Annotated in this window: 20 protein-coding genes; 8 read left to right on the top strand and 12 right to left on the bottom strand. The window is 71.6% G+C overall.

Going from position 1 to position 18034, the window contains the following annotated elements; translation table 11 throughout:
* Nucleotides 1-224 precede the first annotated feature (224 nt).
* The 6 genes from OG570_RS34015 to OG570_RS33990 all read right to left on the bottom strand — a co-directional run bounded on the left by OG570_RS34015 (nucleotide 225) and on the right by OG570_RS33990 (nucleotide 5258).
* The gene (locus OG570_RS34015) at nucleotides 225-476 is read right to left on the bottom strand and encodes a hypothetical protein (RefSeq protein WP_326953086.1); all 252 of its coding nucleotides are present in this window, start codon (nucleotides 474-476) and stop codon (nucleotides 225-227) included.
* Nucleotides 477-562: 86 nt separating this feature from the next.
* Nucleotides 563-1828: a PucR family transcriptional regulator gene (locus OG570_RS34010; protein WP_326953085.1), complete on the bottom strand. Its 1266-nt coding sequence runs from the start codon at nucleotides 1826-1828 to the stop codon at nucleotides 563-565.
* Between the two features lie 23 nt (nucleotides 1829-1851).
* Nucleotides 1852-2565, bottom strand: a complete 714-nt coding sequence (locus OG570_RS34005; protein ID WP_326949880.1) for an alpha/beta fold hydrolase — start codon at nucleotides 2563-2565, stop codon at nucleotides 1852-1854.
* Nucleotides 2566-2590: 25 nt separating this feature from the next.
* Nucleotides 2591-3706, bottom strand: a complete 1116-nt coding sequence (locus tag OG570_RS34000) for an FAD-dependent oxidoreductase (RefSeq protein ID WP_326953084.1) — start codon at nucleotides 3704-3706, stop codon at nucleotides 2591-2593.
* Nucleotides 3703-4398: a TetR/AcrR family transcriptional regulator gene (locus tag OG570_RS33995; protein WP_326953083.1), complete on the bottom strand. Its 696-nt coding sequence runs from the start codon at nucleotides 4396-4398 to the stop codon at nucleotides 3703-3705. The genes OG570_RS34000 and OG570_RS33995 overlap by 4 nt, the downstream gene beginning before the upstream one ends.
* 95 nt (nucleotides 4399-4493) lie before the next feature.
* Nucleotides 4494-5258: an ATP-binding protein gene (locus tag OG570_RS33990; protein ID WP_326949884.1), complete on the bottom strand. Its 765-nt coding sequence runs from the start codon at nucleotides 5256-5258 to the stop codon at nucleotides 4494-4496.
* Between the two features lie 117 nt (nucleotides 5259-5375).
* Between OG570_RS33990 and OG570_RS33985 the strand changes: the two genes are divergently transcribed.
* Nucleotides 5376-5972, top strand: coding sequence for a hypothetical protein (locus OG570_RS33985; RefSeq protein ID WP_326953082.1), 597 nt, complete (start codon nucleotides 5376-5378; stop codon nucleotides 5970-5972).
* Nucleotides 5973-6221: 249 nt separating this feature from the next.
* Nucleotides 6222-6656, top strand: a complete 435-nt coding sequence (locus OG570_RS33980) for a DoxX family protein (protein WP_326949886.1) — start codon at nucleotides 6222-6224, stop codon at nucleotides 6654-6656.
* Here the strand turns inward: OG570_RS33980 and OG570_RS33975 are convergent.
* Both OG570_RS33975 and OG570_RS33970 read right to left on the bottom strand, forming a co-directional pair.
* A complete protein-coding gene (locus OG570_RS33975; RefSeq protein WP_247052102.1) occupies nucleotides 6653-7168 on the bottom strand; it encodes a VOC family protein in 516 nt (171 codons plus the stop codon). The genes OG570_RS33980 and OG570_RS33975 overlap by 4 nt on opposite strands.
* A 323-nt stretch (nucleotides 7169-7491) precedes the next feature.
* Nucleotides 7492-8274: a D-Ala-D-Ala carboxypeptidase family metallohydrolase gene (locus OG570_RS33970; RefSeq protein WP_326953081.1), complete on the bottom strand. Its 783-nt coding sequence runs from the start codon at nucleotides 8272-8274 to the stop codon at nucleotides 7492-7494.
* Between the two features lie 208 nt (nucleotides 8275-8482).
* Here OG570_RS33970 and OG570_RS33965 point away from each other — a divergent pair, with 208 nt between their 5' ends.
* Both OG570_RS33965 and OG570_RS33960 read left to right on the top strand, forming a co-directional pair.
* Entirely contained in the window at nucleotides 8483-9349 is an 867-nt protein-coding gene (locus OG570_RS33965; RefSeq protein WP_326953080.1) for an alpha/beta fold hydrolase, read from the top strand.
* Between the two features lie 4 nt (nucleotides 9350-9353).
* Nucleotides 9354-9944, top strand: a complete 591-nt coding sequence (locus tag OG570_RS33960; protein WP_326953079.1) for a TetR/AcrR family transcriptional regulator — start codon at nucleotides 9354-9356, stop codon at nucleotides 9942-9944.
* On the opposite strand, the gene tsaA is transcribed toward OG570_RS33960, so the two are convergent.
* Nucleotides 9941-10444 (bottom strand): tRNA (N6-threonylcarbamoyladenosine(37)-N6)-methyltransferase TrmO, encoded by a 504-nt coding sequence (gene tsaA / locus OG570_RS33955; protein WP_326953078.1) that lies wholly within the window; start codon nucleotides 10442-10444, stop codon nucleotides 9941-9943. The two genes, OG570_RS33960 and tsaA, sit on opposite strands and share 4 nt — an antisense overlap.
* Before the next feature lie 42 nt (nucleotides 10445-10486).
* Nucleotides 10487-11614, bottom strand: coding sequence for a S1 family peptidase (locus tag OG570_RS33950; protein ID WP_326953077.1), 1128 nt, complete (start codon nucleotides 11612-11614; stop codon nucleotides 10487-10489).
* Between the two features lie 449 nt (nucleotides 11615-12063).
* On the opposite strand from OG570_RS33950, the gene OG570_RS33945 reads away from it, so the two are divergent.
* The gene (locus OG570_RS33945) at nucleotides 12064-13152 is read left to right on the top strand and encodes a mandelate racemase/muconate lactonizing enzyme family protein (RefSeq protein ID WP_326953076.1); all 1089 of its coding nucleotides are present in this window, start codon (nucleotides 12064-12066) and stop codon (nucleotides 13150-13152) included.
* A 55-nt stretch (nucleotides 13153-13207) separates the two neighbouring features.
* On the opposite strand, the gene OG570_RS33940 is transcribed toward OG570_RS33945, so the two are convergent.
* Nucleotides 13208-13537, bottom strand: a complete 330-nt coding sequence (locus OG570_RS33940) for a hypothetical protein (RefSeq protein ID WP_326953075.1) — start codon at nucleotides 13535-13537, stop codon at nucleotides 13208-13210.
* 353 nt (nucleotides 13538-13890) lie between these two features.
* Nucleotides 13891-15618, bottom strand: coding sequence for a sulfatase (locus OG570_RS33935; RefSeq protein WP_326953074.1), 1728 nt, complete (start codon nucleotides 15616-15618; stop codon nucleotides 13891-13893).
* Between the two features lie 442 nt (nucleotides 15619-16060).
* Between OG570_RS33935 and OG570_RS33930 the strand changes: the two genes are divergently transcribed.
* The 3 genes from OG570_RS33930 to OG570_RS33920 all read left to right on the top strand — a co-directional run bounded on the left by OG570_RS33930 (nucleotide 16061) and on the right by OG570_RS33920 (nucleotide 17999).
* Nucleotides 16061-16255 carry an antitoxin gene (locus OG570_RS33930; RefSeq protein WP_326949895.1) on the top strand — a complete coding sequence of 65 codons (195 nt, stop codon included), beginning with the start codon at nucleotides 16061-16063 and terminating at the stop codon, nucleotides 16253-16255.
* A gap of 75 nt (nucleotides 16256-16330) precedes the next feature.
* Nucleotides 16331-17497: a VanZ family protein gene (locus OG570_RS33925; RefSeq protein WP_326953073.1), complete on the top strand. Its 1167-nt coding sequence runs from the start codon at nucleotides 16331-16333 to the stop codon at nucleotides 17495-17497.
* Nucleotides 17498-17612: 115 nt separating this feature from the next.
* The gene (locus OG570_RS33920) at nucleotides 17613-17999 is read left to right on the top strand and encodes an STAS domain-containing protein (RefSeq protein WP_326953072.1); all 387 of its coding nucleotides are present in this window, start codon (nucleotides 17613-17615) and stop codon (nucleotides 17997-17999) included.
* The last annotated feature ends 35 nt before the right edge of the window (nucleotides 18000-18034 follow it).

Here is an 18034-nt window from a genome sequence, read left to right as displayed (position 1 = left end):
GATCCGGGTTCCGACATGGGGTTTTCCCACGTGATCGTCAGCGCGGCGCGTCCGGAACGTCGGCTTATGTCGCGCTGCCGACCACAGTGGACATCTGATCGACTACTCACTGCAACAATGCCGGAAAGTCATTCACGCGGTCGGATATTCACCGACTCCGGCCGCGGAAAACGAGTTCCCGCACGGCGCGGAGTGGCAATTTCACGAAATCGATCCAGAACCCGCTAACCCGCGTTCGCCAGGAGCCCGCCGCCCGCGGGCGTGTTCGCCATCAGGCACGCGTGGCACGGCATCCCGCGCAGGCCGTCCAGCACCTCGGCCTCGCCGGGGAAGATCGACTCGCCGCACAGGGCCGTCAGGTACTCGGGGACCGCGCCGGCTTCGGGGACGGGGATCAGGTGACAGACGCGTCTGCTCTCGCCGACGACGCCTCGGCGTAGCCGCACCAGTGCGAGCATCCCACCGTTTTCACCCATGATCGAAAGGTAGGCCCGAAACCGCAGGAAGACTTCGTGTCGGGGACCCAACGATCTTCGCCGGGTGTGGTCCACGACACCAAAGCTCAGAGGACCGCCCGGCCGAGCCGGTGGCAGAGGCTCAGCGCGAGCTCGACGTCCAGCCGGTTCGTCCCGAGCTCGCGCGGCAGCAGCTCCTGGGCCTTGCGGACGCGGTACTGCACGGAGTTCTTGTGCATCGTCAGCTCGGCCGCCGCAGCGGTGTAGCTGCCGCCGGAGGCGAGGAAGACGTGCAGGGTCTCGCGCAGGCGCCCGCAGTTCTCCTCGTCGGCGGCCAGCGGCCCGAGGGTGCTCGTGACCCACAGGCGGGCCGCGTTGAGGTCGGACGTCATCAGCGCCATCGTGCCGACCTCGCGGAAGGTCAGGACGCGGTCGCAGTGCTCGCCGGCCGCGAGGGCCAGCGCGTGCACCCGCAGGGCCTGGTGGTGGGTGTCGCGGAAGCCGTCGACGCCGGTCGCGGGGTCGCCGACGGTCACCCGGACGCCGGGTCCGGCCGTCGCGAGGACGTCGTCGAGCAGGGCGCGGGCGATCGTGACGTCCGGGCCGAGCGGCAGCCACACCCACGCGCTGGCCTCGTCGCGCGGCACGAACAGCGGCCGGCCGTGGTTCTGGACGCGGCCGAGCACCGCGGCCGCGACCGACTCCAGCACCGACAGCACGTCGCCCACGGAGGCCTCGGCCGTGTGCCAGAGGATCATCCCGGCGTGCGTGCCGCGCAGCCGGTAGCCGATCACGGCCTCGGCCGCGTCGACGGACGCGGCGTCGAGCGGGCCGCGGGTCTCCGCCAGCAGGTCCTGCACCTTGGCCGCCCGCGCGGCGCTCCGGTTGAGCAGCCAGCGGTCGCGTTCGTCCTGGTAGACGGCGATCAGCTGCCGGGTCACCCGGGTGACGAACCCGAACACGACCTTCAGCAGCCGCCGCATCATCTCCCCCAGCAGCTCGGCGTCGCCGACCTGGCGGGTGCACTCCTGGAACCCGAAGTCGAGCATCGCGGCCTGCCCGACGTCGTAGGCCCGGATCAGGTCGAACACCGGAGTGCCGCGCTGGGCCAGCCGCCGCGCGTACTCCAGCGCGGCGGCCGGCGCCTCGACGTGGGCCGGGTCGATGCTGTGCTGGAGGATCTGCAGGCCGGTCTCGATGTTCTGGTAGACGCTCGCGGTCAGCAGGCTGACCATGCGCTCGTCGTCGTGGACCAGCTGCGGCAGTTCGGCGGCGTAGAGCTGCACCAGCTCACCGGTGAGATCACCGGCCCGGTCGGCCAGCGAGGCGGCGACCTGCCGGATCCGCTCCGAGACGACTTCTTCGTCCACCATGGAGCCACTCTAGAGGGAAACGATCATGCTTTCACCAGGAACTCGTCGATGAGTTCGAACGTCGCGGCCGGGTTCTGCACCGCGGGCATGTGTCCCGCGCCGGCGACGACCTCGAACCGGGCGTCCGCGAACCCCGCCGCGTAGGCCGCGCCGAACGCCGGCGTGACGACCGTGTCGTCCTCGCCCCAGATCAGCAGGGCCGGGATCCGGACCCGGGCCAGCCGGCGCAGCAGCTTCGGGTCGCCCATCGTCGTGCCGGTGTAGACCTGCATCGCCGCCAGGTCGGCGGGCGCGGGCCCACGCCCGGGCCCGGGCGCGCCGGGCGGCGGCTGCGGCAGCGACACCGGCAGCCCCGCGATCTGCGGGCCGATGCCGTCGAGCACGACCAGCGCGCCGATCCGGTGGCCGCGGTCGCGCACGGCCATCTCGGCCGCGACCCACCCGCCGAAGGAGCTGGCCACGACGACGACGTCGGAGAGGTCTTCGTCCTCCAGCAGGTCGAGGTAGGTGACGGCGAGGCTGTCGACGCCGGTGAACCACTCCGGGCGCGGCGTGCCGCCCCAGCCCGGGTGGGTCGGCGCGAGCACGCGGTTCTCCGGCGCGAAGTGCTCGACGACCGGCGCGACGCCCCGGGGTCCGGCGCCGCCGTGCAGGGCGAGCACGGGCCGGCCCGCGCCGCCGGTGTCGGTGAGGTGCAGTTCCAGTTCCGGGTCGGGCCGGAGGATCTTTTCGGTCATGGCAGTGCCTTTCGGGTGAAGGGTTTCAGTGCGAGAGCATCAGGTCGACCATCGCGGCGGGCGCGTCCGGCCGGAAGCTCTCGACGAGGTTGTCCGCCGACCCGCGCGCGGCTTCTTCCGCACGCGGGAACAACGCGGTTTCGTAGGCTGAGAGAGCGCTTTCGACGTCGTCGTGCTCCGCCAGCGCGACGGCCAGCTCGGCGGCGTCGAGCATCGCGAGGTTGGCGCCCTCGCCGGCGAAGGGCGACATCACGTGCGCGGCGTCGCCGAGCAGCGTCACGCCGGGGACCCGCGCCCACCGGTGCCCGACCGGCAGGGCGTGGATCGGCCGCGCGATCAGGGTGTCGTCGCTCTCGGCGATGAGCGCGCGCAGCCCGGCGTCGAAGCCGGCGAACACGTCGAGCAGCCGCGCGCGGGTCCCGGCCGGGTCGGCCGGGTCGACGAGACCGGTCACCGTCTCGGCCGGTGCCTGCACCGCGGCGTAGACGCGGACCCGGCCGCCGCCGTTGCGCTGGGCGATCAGGCCTTTCCCGTCGGCCAGCGCGAACATCGAGCCGGTGCCGACCAGCGCGGCCACCGCCGGGTGCGCGGTGTCCACATCGGACAGGTGAGCCTCCACGAAGGACAGTCCCGAGTAGACCGGGACGGCATCCGACAACAGCGGCCGGACCTTCGACCAGGCGCCGTCCGCGCCGACGACCAGGCCGGACTCGACGACCTCACCGGTGTCCAGGGTGATCCGGCCGGGCGCCACGGCGGTCACCTTCGTCCCCCAGCGGACGACGCCGTCCGGCAGGGAGCCGACGAGGATCCGCTTGAGCGCGCCGCGGTCGACCTCCGGCCGGGTGCCGCCGCTCGCGTCGGCGGTCTCTTCGAACCGGACGACGCCGTACTGGTCCAGGATGCGCAGCGCCTCACCCTCTTCACGGGCGATCGCGCGGAATTCGCCGGTCAAGCCGGCTTCGGCCAGCGCGTGCTGACCGGACTCCTCGTGCAGGTCCAGGGTGCCGCCCTGGTCGCGGGCGGCGGCGGACGCGTCGAGTTCGTAGACGGTCGCGGCGATCCCGCGGGTGTGCAGGACGCGGGCCAGCGTGAGGCCGCCCAGGCCGCCGCCGACGATCGTGACGGGGGTAGTGGTCATCGTTGCTCCTCGGTCGGGGGGCGCGCGGTGCTCAGCGCGCCGTTCAGCAGGACGTCGAACGCCCACCGCACGCGGGAGGGGCCCGGGCCGGACACGAGGTCCGGCCCCAGCGCGGCGATGTACGGGTGGGTTTCGGCGGAGAGGCCGGCGAGCGACTCCACCAGCACGTCGTGCTCGCGCTCGGCGCCGGGTTTCTCCTGGCGGCCGCCGGTTTCGACGGCGGTCGCGGTGGCGATCAGCAGCAGGACGTCGACGGCCCACGCGGCCTGGCCCGGCGGCATCCCGCCCTCGTCGAGCAGCGCGAGCACCGCTTCGACGACGGCCAGGTAGTGCGGCCCGCTCAGCCGGGTCACCAGCGCGACCCGGGCCAGGCTCGGCTGGGCGAACAGCACCGAGCGGTAGGAGCCCAGCACCGCCCAGAGCCGGTCGCGCCACTCCCCCGTGCCGCCGTCGCCGAGGTCGACCTCGGCGAGCAGCTCGTCGAGCATCGCGGCGTGCAGTTCCTCGGTGTCCTTGACGTACACGTAGAGCGAAGCGGGGCCGGTGTCGAGCTCCTTGGCCAGCCGGCGCATGGTGACGCGCTCGACGCCTTCGGCGCGCATGACGTCGACGGCCGTCGCCACGATGCCCGCGCGGGTCAGCGCCGGCTTCGCCGGGCGTTCGCGGCGGCTGGGGGTGCTGTTCCGGTCCATGCGTCCACTGTAGCGAACATGTTCGTTACGAGCACGTTCGGAACGAACATGTTCGTATGGCGCCGGTCACAGCCACGGAGGCGGCGATACGGGAATCAGGGGCCGAGGGTCCGCGGCCGGCGGCGTTCCGGCGTGGCCAGGACGGCCCAGACCACCTTGCCACCCGTCCAGCGCTTGCTGCTCCCCCAGGCCCGGGCGGTCTGCGCCACGATCCGCAGGCCCAGGCCGGGCTCGAGCAGGTCGGGCCGCTCCAGCAGCACCGCGGGCCGCGGATCGTCGTCGCTCACGGCGATCGTCAGCAGCTCCCGCCGCAGCTCCAGCCGCAGCCGCGGGAGCGACGTCGTGTGCCGGGACGCGTTGTCGGCCAGCTCCGCCGCGATGAGCGTGCCGTCGTACTCCAGGGCGGGCACCCCCCATTCACCGGTCCGCGCACGAACGAACGCGCGAGCCTGGGCGATGCCGTCGTCCCCGCGCGCGAGCGTCCGCTCGGCACGGCGGCGGATCGGGTGGGGTAGCGCTTTCTCGGCGGCTTCGACGTCGGCGTGCACCGGCACGAACCGGTCCAGACCGAACGCGTCGAACGCTTCGATGTGCGTGGACTGCCGCGTCACCAGCGAGAACGGGATGCCCGGCCAGCGCTCGAGCCGGGTGGCGACGAACGGGAACAGACTGGGCGAGTGCCGCTCGAGGACGAGCCCGTCGATGTCGGCGATCACCCCCGGCGGGCTGTCCGCGGCGATCTTGAGGAGACCGTCGCGCAGGAAGGGGTAGCCGGTGATGTCGAGCCGCCCGGTCACGCGGACCAGGGCGCTCGCCTCCCGGTTCCGCAGCTCGAGCCCGATGCCCTCAGGCACGGGCACCGGCTGGACGGCGCGACCGCGCCCTCGGATTCATGGCCATCACGCTAGTCCTCGGCCGGGACCGCGCAAAGGGCCCATCGCGCGGCGGTGCAACCGGACGCGACCCTCGGGCGTGTAGTGCTCGACGCCCGGGGAGGACGCCATGTCACCGTACCCACCGCAGGACGGCGAGCGAGTGCTCTGGTCGGGAGCACCGACGCGACGCCGACGTTGGCTTCGCGAGCACCACGTGCTGTTGTTCGGCGCCTTGCTGCTGGTCGCGGCCGTCGCCACCGCCATCGTCGTCGACCGGCGGAACGCGCAGTACCTCGGACTGTTCACCACCCTCCTGTTCGGGGTCGGCATTTCTGGGCCCGGCGGCTGGCCAACCGCCGGGCCCGCCTCGACGTCGAGACCTACTTCGTCACCGACCGGCGCGTCGTTTTCGTCGCGCAGTGGCCGACCGGCGCGGAGTTCCACTGGGCGTGGCTGAACCGGCTGGGCCCGGCGCAGGCGAAGACCGGCGCCGACACGGTCACCTTCGGGACGAGCTTCGCGGCCCGCCGGCGCGTGGCCAATCAGAACCACGAGGGCGCCTGGGCGCCGTTCGTGCCGGAGCTGTGGGCGATCCCGGACGCCGAACGGGTCGCCGCGTTGATCCGGCGGGCCCAGTCCGCGCCGTTTCCGAAAAGAACCGGAAACATTCCCGAAACCCAGCGCGGACCAGTGCGCTAACTGGTCTGGACCAGACGGGAGAAATACCCCAGACTTCCGGGCTTTCTCTTGCCTGACAAAGCGACCTGCGGTAACGCGGACTCAACCGAACCAGGTTCGGTGTTTTCCCTGGAAGATTTCCGCATGCGACTTTCGGCGGTGTGCCACATCCCGGCAGGCCGGTATATCTGGTGCTACCGAATCCGCAATGGCCGGGCCCCGCGCGCCGGCCGGCCGGATGCCGCCCGCACCCCGCCTCCCGGAGGAACCATGCACCGCCTGGCCCCGGCCCGCGAACACGTCATCGGGCTCTTCCGCATCGTCATCGGCTTCCTCTTCGCCTGCCACGGCGTCAAGGCGCTGTTCGGCCTCTTCGGCGCGAAGTCCGCCGTCGCCGTCGGCGTCTGGCCGCAGTGGTGGGCCGCGATCATCCAGCTCGGCTGCGGCGCACTGGTCTGCGTCGGGATCGGCACCCGGGTCGCCGCCGTGCTCGGCTCCGGCTCGATGGCGTTCGCCTACTTCACCGTGCACCTGCCGGTCGCGCTGCTCCCGATCCAGAACGGCGGCGAGGACGCGGCCCTGTTCTGCTGGACGTTGCTGGCCGTCGCGTTCATCGGCCCCGGCCGCTTCGCGCTGAGCAACCTCCTTGCCCGGCAAGCGGTTTCGGCGCCGGATCACCTCCGGGCGACCGAGCTCGCGTCCTAGGGGCGCGAGATGCCGACGCCGCTACGGGCGTCGGCGCCGTACTTCGCCAGCTCGCGCGCCAGGTCCAGCCGGCCCGTGGCCTTGCTCGGGTCACGGTCGGCGTCGGTTAGCAGCTCGCGCGGGATGATCCAGACGACCTCGAACTCGATCCCGCTGGGATCCTTGGCGTACAACGACTTCGTGGTGCCGTGGTCGGACGAGCCGACGAGCGCGCCGGCCGCTTCGAGGCGGCCGGCGAGGCGGTCCAGGTCGCCGAGGGTGTCGACCTCCCACGCGAGGTGGTAGAGACCGACCGACGTCTTCCCGGCGCCCGAGTCCTCGGCGTGCGCGCCGAGCTCGAACAGGCCGAGGTCGTGGTCGTTGGTCGAGCCGGGCGCCCGCAGGAAGGCCGCGCCGCGGTGCGCGTCGCCGCCCTCGATGTAGTCGAAGCCCAGCAGGTCCCGGTAGAACGCGACGCTCTCGGCCACGTTCCGGACGTACAGCACGGCGTGGTTCAGGCGAAAGATCGACATCGGCTCTCCTGGCCCGTGCTGCTGCGCGCGCGAATAGGTTGAAGTTTCAACTTGAGGCTAGGCGCGAACGAGCAAACGGTCAAGCGAGCACAAGCACCCCTCGATCACCCCGGAAGACCCACTCTCCGTGGGTCTTAAGACCGACCGGGCGACAAACCTTCGACACCGTATCGAGGCCCTGGTCGGACGGCCCGGGAGTTCGTAGGGTGGTTGCACCGCGGGACATCGTGTCAGCTGTCCCGCGGGCGGTGATGCCCCTGGATCCGACCTTTCCCCGAAGCCTCGCCCGGGGGCATCACCCTCACACTCGATCACCCTCGAGCTCAGCTGACCGTGCCGCTCTCCCACCACCAGCTCTGCGAGCCGTAGGCGTACTCGACGCGGCTGTCGACGTGCTGGTGGGCGTCCGAGAGCGTGTAGCGCTCCAGCCCGGAGAACCCGCAGGCCTCGGCGAGGACGTAGACCTGGCGCGTGCTCAGGCCGCTGACGTAGCAGTCGGCCGCCGTGCCGTACACGTGCATGCTGTTCGACGCGCCGCCGATGGCCTGGTTGTGCGCGACACTGCGGAAGCCCGACGAGATCGTGATCGCCCGGTTGCCCGCCTTCGTCCGCAGGGCTTCGAGCTTGTACATCAGCCGCCGGACGTTCTCCTTGACCGTCGCCGAGCCGACCTTGCCGCCCCCGAAACCCGTACCGTCGTTGGACGTGAACTCGCTGAATTCGAAGTGCGCGGTCGAGCCGTCGGCGGATTCCAGTGCGTTGAGGGCCGCGAAGTCGTCCGCGTCGGCAACGCCGTCGGCCGCCAGGTGGTTCGCGGCCTGGAACCGCTTCAGCGCCGCCTCGGTGCCGGGACCGAAGTCGCCGTCGACGGCGACGTAGGTCTGCTTCGGGCCGTCGGCGGCCCAGCCCGCGACGCGGATCTGCAGCTCCGTCACCGCGGCACCGGTCGAGCCGGACCGCAGCGACGACGGCCACGTGTAGGCCGCCGCGACCCCGGGGAACGCCGTCATCGCGGCGAGGCCGCCGGCCAGGGCGACCCCGGTCCCGGCCGCGGCCTTGAGCAGGGTGCGGCGGTCGAAACCGGCGGACGGGCGGAACGGGCTCATCGAGGCCTCCGGAGTGCTCGGCGAACGGGCCCGCAGGAGACACCGGGTGGCCAAACATCGGCCAACACCCCGACGACCCGGCGCCGGAATCCGCCTCGACCGGCACGTAGCCCGTGAATCCTTGACGATCACCCGGTCTCACGCTCGGTCACGATGTACTGAGCCGATCCATTTACATACATGGCGTATGTATGTAACCATGAGCCGCATGACGAGAAGCGAATCCCTGGGCCGGGAACGCCGGGTCCGGTTGCCGGCCGGCGAGGTGCGGTACTTCGAGCGGGGCAGCGGCGCGCCGGTGGTGTTCGTCCACGGCGTGCTGACGAACGCCGAGCTGTGGCGGAAGGTGGTGCCGGACGTCGCGGCGGCCGGATTCCGTTGTGTGGCGCCGGATCTGCCGCTGGGCTCGCACGACCTCCCGATGCGGGCCGACGCCGACCTCTCCCCCACGGGCGCCGCCGATGTGCTCGCGGACTTCCTGGACGCGCTGGACCTGCGCGACGTCACGCTGGTCGCGAACGACACCGGCGGTGCCCTGACGCAGATCCTGCTCAGCCGCCGTCCGGAGCGGGTCGGGCGGGTCGTGCTCACGCCGTCCGACTGCTTCGAGTACTTCTTCCCGCCGATCTTCAAGCCGCTGCCGGCGATCGCGCGGATCCCGGGGTCGATGGCCGTGCTCGGCCAGCTCCTGCGCATCCGCGCGCTCTACCCGCTGCCGGTGCTGTTCGGCTGGGTGGTCAAGCGGCCGCTGCCCGATGCCGTCGCGCAGGCCTACCTCGCGCCGCTGCGCAAGTCCGCCGGGGTGCGGCGCGACCTGCGCAAGCTGCTGCGGGACGTGCACCCGCGGCACACCCTGGCCGCCGCGGCGGCGCTGCGGACCTTCGACCGGCCGGTGCTGCTCGCCTGGGCGAGCGAGGACAAGCTGTTCCCGATCGCCCTCGCCCACCGGCTCGCCGCGCTGCTGCCGGACGCGAAGCTCGTCGAGATCGCGGACTCCTACACGTTCGTCTCCGAGGACCAGCCCGCCGTGCTGGCCCGCCACGTCGTCGAGTTCGCGGGCGTCATGGCAGATTAGGCGGGTGCGACGTACCCAGCAGGACCGTTCCGCCGGCACGAAGGCCGCCCTGGTCGCCGCCGCGCGCGAGCTGTTCGCCACCCGCGGCTACCAGGCCGTGCCGGCGGACGAGATCACCCGCGCGGCGGGCGTCACCCGCGGCGCGCTGTACCACCACTACGCCGACAAGCAGGGCCTGTTCCGGGCGGTCGTCGAGGAACTGGAACGCGAGCTGACCGAAGAGGTCGCGGCCGCGTTCACCCAGGGCGCGGACCCGCTGACCGGCATGACGCTCGGCCTCGGCGTGTTCCTCGACGCGTGCCTGCGCGAGGACGTCCGCCGGATCTCCCTCACCGACGCACCCGCCGTGCTCGGCTGGGAGGTCTGGCGCGAGATCGAGGCGGAGTACGGGCTCGGGCTGATCGTCAGCGTGCTGGAGCAGGCCAAAGTGGACGGCCTGATCGTCGAACTGCCGGTGCCCGCACTGGCGCAGCTCGTGCTGAGCGCGGTGATGGAGGCGGCCCGGATGATCGCCGCGGCGGACGATCCCGCGCGCACCCGCGCCGACGTCCAGCAGGTGCTCGGCGCGTGGCTGGCCAGCCTCCTGAAGACCTAGCCGGGGTCCTCCGCGAGCCGGGCCGGGGTGACGCCTTCGGGCACGTCCACGGCGTCGAACCACCCGCAGGCGGGGTCGCCGGGCGGCCGGTCGAACCGGGTGACGTACGGCTTCACGTCGAGCACCGGCGTGCCGTCCAGCAGGTCGACGCCGGCGAACCGGATCGTGGTGCCGGAGACGTCGAGCAGCCGGATGAGACTCAGCCCGATCGGGTTCGGCCGGCGCGGGCCGCGGGTGGCGAAGATGCCCATCCGGCGGCCTTCGCGGCGCAGCAGGTACGGCACCTGCGTGAGCCCACCCGGCCGGTCGGGCCGGTCCAGCCAGCTCAGCAGCCACGCGTAGTCGAACCCGGCGAGCCCGGCCAGCCCTTCGGCGAAGCGGTCGTCGAGTTCGATGGTGCCTTCTTCGGCGCGGTTCGCGGCCGCCTGGACGGGGGTGTGCTCGAGCTCCGTCCGGGCGGTGCGCACGACGCCGATCGCGGGCAGCGGTGGCGGGGTCATCGGCCCAGCCTAGGTGCCCGCGACCGGCGTCGCGTCCGGTCGTCAGCCCGTGACGAGCCCGACGCCGAAGGTCTGCAGGATCTCGTTCACCGGCTGGAACCACGTCTCGCCGCCGGAGCTGCAGTTGCCCCAGCCACCGGAGGTGACGCCCTGCGCCTGGTCACCGGTGATGAAGGAGCCGCCGGAGTCGCCGGGTTCGGCGCAGACGTTGGTGCGGGTCACCTGGTAGACGGCGCCCTGGGAGTAGTTGACGGTTTCGTTCAGCCCTTCCACGACACCGCAGTGCCAGTGCGTCGTCGAGCCCGAGCGGCACACCGAGGTGCCGACCGGCGCAACCCAGGAGCCGCGCACGATCGCGTCGCTGACCGTGCCCCAGCCGAGCACGACCGGCGCGGTCCACCAGCCGTTGCCGATGCGGATGAACGAATAGTCGTTACCGGGGAAGGAAGACCCGGCGAACGTGCCCATCGCCGAGCCGTCCCAGCCGACGACCGAGCTGCCGGCGCCGCCGCAGTGCCCGGCGCTGACGAACCCGCCGTTCACGGAGAAGCCGATCGAGCAGCGGGTGTTGCCGTTGATGTAGTACGGGTCGCCGCCGACGGTGCCGGCCGAGAGCGTCTCGGCCTTCGGCGTCGACGTCACGGTGACGGGGCCGGCTTTCCGGGCCTGCGCGACGAAAGCTTCGACGTCGGCGCCCTGCGCGCCGGGCCGGAGGGTGACCACGACGCTGCCGGAGCGCGCGTCGGTCCGCCAGCCGCTGACGCCGGCCGGGGCGGGGTGCGCTTTGGCCGCCGTGTCGATGGCGGCCTTCGCGGCGTCCAGCTTCGCCGCGCTGACGGCGGCGGTCGTCGGCTCGGCCCCCGCTTGGCGGACGGCGGCGGCCGCGGCGGGGTCGGTCACGCCGACGACGAGCTTGCCGAGCGCGGGGTCGAACCAGGCCCCGCCGAACGCGGCGCCGGCGGCGCGCTGCGCGTCCGGCAGCACCCGCGAGGCGGTCATCTCCTGCCCGAGCCGGGTTTCGGCCTGGGCGGCGGTCAGCCCGAAATCCCGTTGCATGGCGGCGATCAGGCCGGGTGAGGCCTGCGCGACGGCGGGGGCGAGGGCACTGCCGGCGAGACTGGCGGTGAGGACGGCGGCGCCGCCGAGAGCCAGGGCGATTCTTCGACGCATGAGGAACTCCTCCGAGGCCGGGGGAAAGAAACACACTGTGGGCCGAGTGTGCGGGCGAGTCCGCGGCAGGTCCAGAATTGTCCGGTTTTCTGTCTGGAATTAGCGAGAGCGAACGACTGTCCACAACAGACTAAACGCTTCGATATGTTGTGCCGCAACATATTCCGCACGCACCAAAGAAGCGCGACCCGGCTCCCGGCCGTTCGCGGCGCGCGCTCGCCAACCTCCATTACAACGTTGTAAAAGGTCTGAACCAAGTACAACACGCCCCCGCATCCAGGACCAGGAACCAGGGACGGCAGGGCACCAGACGTGCATGACCGTCCCCCTGGCCCGGCGCGAATCCGGAACCCGGCCGCCCTGGCGGGCCCTCACCCCGGCTCGTTGACAGACCGGCCACCACCGCGACAGAATCCTATTTCCTATAGGATTCTGCGTCAGGGGGATCGATGGCTGTCGTCACACGGGCCGGCGCTTTTCTCGTCGACGTCGCGGTCGAGCAGGCCCGCACCGACGCCGTGCAGGCGTTCCTGTCCCAGGAGACCGTCTTCGTCGAGCTGACCACCGACGACGGCGGGAGCGGGCTCGGCTACTCCTACACGATCGGCACCGGCGGCAGCTCCGTCGTCGCCCTGCTGCGGGACCACCTGCTCCCCCGGCTCGTCGGGCAGGACTCCCGGCTGGTCGAGGCGATCTGGCGGGACCTGTTCGCCGCCACCCGGGCGACGAGCGTCGGCGCGATCACCTCGCTCGCGCTCGCCGCCGTCGACACCGCACTGTGGGACCTCAAGTGCCGCCGGGCCGGCGAGCCGCTGTGGCGCGTCGCCGGCGGGTTCGGCGTGCGGGTTCCGCTCTACGACACCGAAGGCGGCTGGCTGCACCTCGGCACCGAGGAGCTCGTCGCGGGGGCGAAGGCCGCCGAGGCCGCCGGCTGGGGCGGCGTCAAGGTCAAGATCGGCAAGCCCACCGCCGCCGAAGACGTCGAGCGGCTCGCCGCGGTCCGCGCGGCCGTCGGCCCGCGGTTCGACCTGATGGTGGACGCCAACCAGTCGATGACGGCCGCGGAGGCGATCCGGCGCGCGGCCGCGTTCGCCGCACTGGACCTGTGCTGGCTGGAAGAGCCGCTGCCCGCCGACGACGTGTCCGGGCACGCCCGGCTCGCCGCCTCGACGCCGGTGCCGATCGCCGTCGGCGAGTCGCTGTACTCGATCGCGCAGTTCCGCGACTACCTGCACCGCGGCGCGGCCTCGATCGTGCAGCCCGACGTCGCCCGGATCGGCGGCATCACGCCCTGGCTCAAGGTCGCCCACCTGGCCGAGGCCTACAACGTCGACGTCTGCCCGCACTTCCTGATGGAACTGCACGTGAGTCTCGTGGCGGCCGTCCCGAACGGCCGGTACGTCGAGCACATCCCGCAGCTGCGGGCGATCACACGCACGGAAATGACCGTGGAAAACGGCCGCGCGGTGCCACCGGAAACCGCCGGCATCGGAATCGACTGGGACCGCGACGCGATGGACGACCGCCGCGTTTCCTGAGCGCGCACTTCCGCCCGGCCACCCGAAAGGGCGGCCGGGCGGAAAGGCGCCGGAATCAGATTTCGTCGACCTGGTAGGTGACCACCCTGGCCGGCACCAGCAACGCGCCGGTGCATTCCGCGACGGCCGGGCCGAAGCCGTACGGCACGAAGTCGCCGACCACGTACCAGAAGGCGTTGCCGCTCGCGCAGTGCGCGATCACCCGGTAACCGTAACCCTCACCAGGGAAACAGGTGACCGAGACACCTTGGCCGAAAAACACGCCGTACCGCTCCCCGAAGCAACCGGGTGGCGCGAAATCACTGCCGGCCGCGGCCGCGGTACCGACCGTCAGACCGAACAGGGAAAAAAGCGCGACGGCGAGAACCGCCAATTTCCTTCGCATGACCACTCCTCAGCGCGGAGAACCCGACCTGACGAAGCGTAGAAGTGCGGGAGAATTACCGGCAATTCATCGGGCAAGTGAATTCCGCGCAGCGGAAAGTCACGACACTGCTCCATCCGGGCGAGCGCGGGCCCCCGGGCGGCTCGCGGAGGGGTGACGCCCGCGGGCGTTTCTCCGACCACCGAGACAAACCCGGTCGCTATCTGCCCTCTTCACCGCGGAGACGGCCTTGTCCGCGACCCCGATCGACGCGGTCCGCCCGGCTCAGCTCGCCCGTCGCCCGCGCGTGCCACTCCGAGATGGCCGGAACCCGGTGCGACGAGAGCGTCCTCAGTGGACGTTGAGGGGCCGGGTCAGTGGGCGAACGCGGTCAGGAAGCGGTCGCGGAAGGAGTCCATCTTCCACACCGGTGCCTGCGCGGCCGGGTGCAGGCCGTCGGTCCAGCCCCAGCCGGAGATCCGGTCCAGCACCTTCGGGTCCTTGGCCACGATCGTGATCGGCACGTCGTGGACCGCGCCCTGCGGGGTGACGACGGGCGGCTGGTGGTCACCGAGGAACACCAGCACCAGGTTGTCGTCGCCGTAGTGCTGCACGAACGAGATCAGCGTCTTCAGCGAGTAGTCGGTGGCGTCGCGGTAGGCGTCGCGGATCTTCGCCGGGTCCTTCCAGACCGACTCCGGCGCCTCCCCCGCGCCCGGCTGCGGCGCGAAGACCGAGCCGTCGCCGACCTGGTTCCAGTCGACCAGCCAGGGCCGCGGCGACCAGGGCGCGTGGCTGGAGACGAGGTCCACCTCCGCCATCACCGGCTTCTGGGCCGACTTCGCCAGCTCGTTGCGCTGCAGCATCGAGAACGTGTACTGGTCCGGCATCGTGGCGTAGGCGAACCCCGGCCCCTGGTAGCCGATGTTGCGGAAGTCGTAGTAGGCGTCCGGGTGGTAGAACCGCTGGCCCTCCGGCCAGTCCTTCGTGTGCGCGGGCACGTCCCAGACGGTCTTCCAGCCCGCCTTCTGGAACGCGCCGCCGAGGGTCAGCCGGTCGCTGTCGAGGAGGTTGTTGTAACGCTGCTGGTTGTCGATCCACATGCCGGACTCGACGGTCGAGTGCGCGAGCCAGCTGCCGCCGCCGAACGTCGAGGACGACAGGAACGCGCTCTTCGCGCCGATGCCGGCCGCCCGCAGCTGCGCCGTGCCGGCGTCGAGCGTCGCGCCGATCTTCGGCGCGAACTCCGGGTCGTCGAGCGCGACGCGGCCGTAGCTCTCCACGAACGTGAGCACCACGTTCTTGCCGCGCAGCCCGGCCAGCAGCTGGTCACCGGGGGTGTTCCGGTACGCGTCGTCGGCGGCCAGCTCGCTGAACGGCTGCTGTTCCCGCAGGTCCGTGCCGACCTGGCGCAGGTCGTCGTAGGCCAGGGCGGCGGCGTTCTGGGCCGCGACCGGCTGGCCCGGCGCGATCTCGACGCCGAACACCGAGCAGACGATCCAGATCACGCCGAGCACGGCCACCACGCGTGTCGCGCCGGTCCGCCTGCCGGCCGCGATCCGGGTGAGCCGCAGCATCGCGAGCACCATGAACACGACGACGGCGATCGCGAGCACCACGGCGCCGGCCAGCACGGCGTACGCGGCGGCGTCACCGATCTCCCCGGCGAGAAACTCGAGACCGGCGTTGAAGAAGCTCCAGTCGTAAACCGGGTCGAACGGCTTCTCGAGCGTCGCGTAGAAGCCGGTGTCGAGCGCCTTCATCACGACGAGCAGGCCCAGCACCAACCCGACCAGCACCGCCACGACCCGGCGCGCCCGCGGCGGCAGGACCAGCACGAACGCGGCCACGATCAGGCCTTCCACCGGCACCCGGACCAGCGCTTCCGGTGCGAACGAGTTGAGGTCGTCCGGCGCGAGCAGCGCGAACAGCACCAGCAGCGCGGCCAGGACGGTGAGCACCACGCCCGCGACGGCGTGCCGCCGGGCGGCCCGGGGCAGCCCGAAGTCGGGCAGCGCCGCCCCTGCCGTCCCTGCCGTCCCTCCGTCCGGAGTGCGGCGGCGGGCTCGCCGCGACAGCGGCAGACCGGTGGTTCCCATCATGGCGCGGCCTCACATCACAGTTCACGGGGCGATCGCCGGGCCCGTGCGGCGGGGACGGCGATCCTCACCGCATATACGGATAACGACGGCGCGCGGTTCACGCACCGCGACGCCGGCGCCCGGAGGTCCCCCGTCCCGGGACGATCCGGACGATCGGCCGCCCGGCGCCCGGTTCCGGGGCGGCGTCCGCCCACCCGGGGTCCCGGTCGTACATTTCGCACAGCGGCACCTTTCCGGATTCCCGGCGATCGGGCGGATCCGAAAGGAAATCGCCGTTACCCGATGCCCGGGGTCTCAAACCCCCGTACTCCGTCTTTCACCCACGAAAGAGCCGCGATACCCCCTACCGGGGAAGGAATGCGGCCGTTCGGTTGCGGCCCGGTCGGCCGGGTGTTTTGCTCGGGAAGACCGAAGCCCCGCTATTCCGAATGGAGCCCTACCGATGAGTCTTTTCGACAAGGCGAAAGAGGCCCTGGGCAACAACCCCGACAAGGCCGACCAGGGTGTCGACAAGGCCGCCGAAGCCGCCAAGGGCCGGTTCGGCGAGCACTCCGACAAGATCGACCAGGGCTCGGACAAGGTGAAGGACTTCCTGCACAAGCAGGGCGGCGGCCAGCAGGACGCGCCCCCGCAGTGACGCGACGCCGGTGACTGCCCAGCCGTCCGGGCGAAGCACGCTTCGACCGGGCCCCGGCTGGGTACCACCGGCTCCGTGGTCGCCACCTACCTCGTCCCCGTCCGGACCGCCCTCTACCTGTTCCCGCTCATCGCGCTGGTCGTCATGCTGCCGGCGGCGTTCGTCAGCTACCGCCGCCGAGGCCGCGCGGGCGGGTGGACGACGGTCGTGTTCTACACCTTCGTCTTCTACCTCCTGGCGATCGCGACGCAGACGATCCTGCCGCTGCCCGACAACGCGAACTTCTGCGCCGGCAGCAGCTACGCCAGCTCACCCCAGTTGCGGCCGTTCTACTTCGTCGACGTCGTGTCGCAACGCGCCCGCGGCCACTGGAGCCCGAGCGCGATCCTGCACAACCCCGCTGTCTGGACCACCGCGCTCAACGTCGCGATGCTGGTCCCGTTCGGCCTCTTCCTGCGCTACGCCCAGCGGATGCGCGCGGTGCCGACGATCCTGGCCGGGTTCGGCCTCTCCCTCCTGTTCGAGCTGACGCAGCTCACCGGGCTGTGGTTCGTCTACCCGTGCCCGTACCGCCTGTTCAGCGTCGACGACCTCATCCTCAACACCGCCGGCGCCGCGCTCGGCTGGCTGATCGCCGGCCCGCTCGGCCGGGTGCTGCCCGCGCTGCAGCCGGACCACGACCGCCGCCGCTACGCCACGAAGGTCACCTTCACCCGGCGGCTGTTCGCGCTGGCCACCGACCTGCTCGGGTTCGCCGTGCTGCTCGGGTTCCTGTTCGGCCTGCTGACCCTGTTCGGCGAGGACATGCGCCACCGCGACACGCCGGTCGTCATCCTCGCGCTCGTGTGGTTCGTGGTGCTGCCGGCGGTCACCGGGTCGACGCCGGGCAAGCGGGCGATGCTGCTGAAGGTCGCGCGGCGCAGCGGCCGCCGGGCCGGACCGATCTCGCTGCTGGTCCGCAACGGCGTCCTGCTGTCCCCGCTCTGGCTGACCTGGCTGCTGCTGGACCTGGACCACTGGGACCTCGGCGAACACCCCGAACAGCTGCTGCTGCCCCTCGCCCTGGCGGCGTCGGCCTTCGTCGTGCTGGTGTGGACACCGCTGGCCGTCCTGCTCGACGACGAGCACCGCGCACCCTACGAACGGCTGACCCGGACCGTGAACGTCGCGATCGTGCCCCCACCTGCGATCACCCCCGTCGAACCGGCACCCGCGCCCGCCCGCGCCAAGGAAGTCCTTTGAGGACGGCACAACCACTGCGCTGCCCGTGTCAGGCGCCGCTGGTAAATTTGCGTGCACGGGTTGAACCGCCAGCCCGCTGTCAGACGAAGTCCGTCCCCTCCAGGAGCGACAACCCATGAGCACCGACGCAACGCGGCCTCGGCAGCGCTCCTCCGGTGAGGGCTGGTCGCTGGCCAAGCACGAAGCCGGAGACGCGACCGTCTACGTCCTGCGCGGCGAGTTCGACCTGGCCGTCTCGGTGAAACTCGAGAACCTCCTGCCCGCCGACCCCGGCACCGGCCGGATCGTGCTGGACATGACCGAGGTCACCTACTGCGACTCCAGCTGCCTGCAGGTGCTGCTGCGGCTGGGCAACCGGCTGCACGACGCGGGCGGCCGCTTCGCCATCGCGACCACCGTCCCCGCCGTCGTCCGGCCGGTCGAGCTGCTGGGCCTCGCCGCGGTCATGCCGCTGCACCCGACCGTCGACGCGGCGCGCGCTTCCTGGGGTGAGGGCGCATGACGACGTCCGGCACCCGTGTGGGCGAGCCCGGTTCG

It is taken from the genome of Amycolatopsis sp. NBC_01286, from assembly GCF_035982555.1.
Taxonomy (GTDB): Bacteria; Actinomycetota; Actinomycetes; order Mycobacteriales; family Pseudonocardiaceae; genus Amycolatopsis.
The sequence above is the reverse complement of the archived record's forward strand: the minus strand, read 5'-3'. Positions and strand labels throughout refer to the sequence as shown.

Excerpts from the sequence above, each read along its gene's own strand:
- OG570_RS34015 (WP_326953086.1), bottom strand. The coding sequence starts at position 476 with ATGGGTGAAAACGGTGGGATGCTCGCACTGGTGCGGCTACGCCGAGGC.
- OG570_RS34010 (WP_326953085.1), bottom strand. The coding sequence starts at position 1,828 with ATGGTGGACGAAGAAGTCGTCTCGGAGCGGATCCGGCAGGTCGCCGCC.
- OG570_RS34005 (WP_326949880.1), bottom strand. The coding sequence starts at position 2,565 with ATGACCGAAAAGATCCTCCGGCCCGACCCGGAACTGGAACTGCACCTC.
- OG570_RS34000 (WP_326953084.1), bottom strand. The coding sequence starts at position 3,706 with ATGACCACTACCCCCGTCACGATCGTCGGCGGCGGCCTGGGCGGCCTC.
- OG570_RS33995 (WP_326953083.1), bottom strand. The coding sequence starts at position 4,398 with ATGGACCGGAACAGCACCCCCAGCCGCCGCGAACGCCCGGCGAAGCCG.
- OG570_RS33980 (WP_326949886.1), top strand. The coding sequence starts at position 6,222 with ATGCACCGCCTGGCCCCGGCCCGCGAACACGTCATCGGGCTCTTCCGC.
- OG570_RS33975 (WP_247052102.1), bottom strand. The coding sequence starts at position 7,168 with ATGTCGATCTTTCGCCTGAACCACGCCGTGCTGTACGTCCGGAACGTG.
- OG570_RS33970 (WP_326953081.1), bottom strand. The coding sequence starts at position 8,274 with ATGAGCCCGTTCCGCCCGTCCGCCGGTTTCGACCGCCGCACCCTGCTC.
- OG570_RS33965 (WP_326953080.1), top strand. The coding sequence starts at position 8,483 with ATGACGAGAAGCGAATCCCTGGGCCGGGAACGCCGGGTCCGGTTGCCG.
- tsaA (WP_326953078.1), bottom strand. The coding sequence starts at position 10,444 with ATGACCCCGCCACCGCTGCCCGCGATCGGCGTCGTGCGCACCGCCCGG.
- OG570_RS33950 (WP_326953077.1), bottom strand. The coding sequence starts at position 11,614 with ATGCGTCGAAGAATCGCCCTGGCTCTCGGCGGCGCCGCCGTCCTCACC.
- OG570_RS33945 (WP_326953076.1), top strand. The coding sequence starts at position 12,064 with ATGGCTGTCGTCACACGGGCCGGCGCTTTTCTCGTCGACGTCGCGGTC.
- OG570_RS33940 (WP_326953075.1), bottom strand. The coding sequence starts at position 13,537 with ATGCGAAGGAAATTGGCGGTTCTCGCCGTCGCGCTTTTTTCCCTGTTC.
- OG570_RS33935 (WP_326953074.1), bottom strand. The coding sequence starts at position 15,618 with ATGATGGGAACCACCGGTCTGCCGCTGTCGCGGCGAGCCCGCCGCCGC.
- OG570_RS33930 (WP_326949895.1), top strand. The coding sequence starts at position 16,061 with ATGAGTCTTTTCGACAAGGCGAAAGAGGCCCTGGGCAACAACCCCGAC.
- OG570_RS33920 (WP_326953072.1), top strand. The coding sequence starts at position 17,613 with ATGAGCACCGACGCAACGCGGCCTCGGCAGCGCTCCTCCGGTGAGGGC.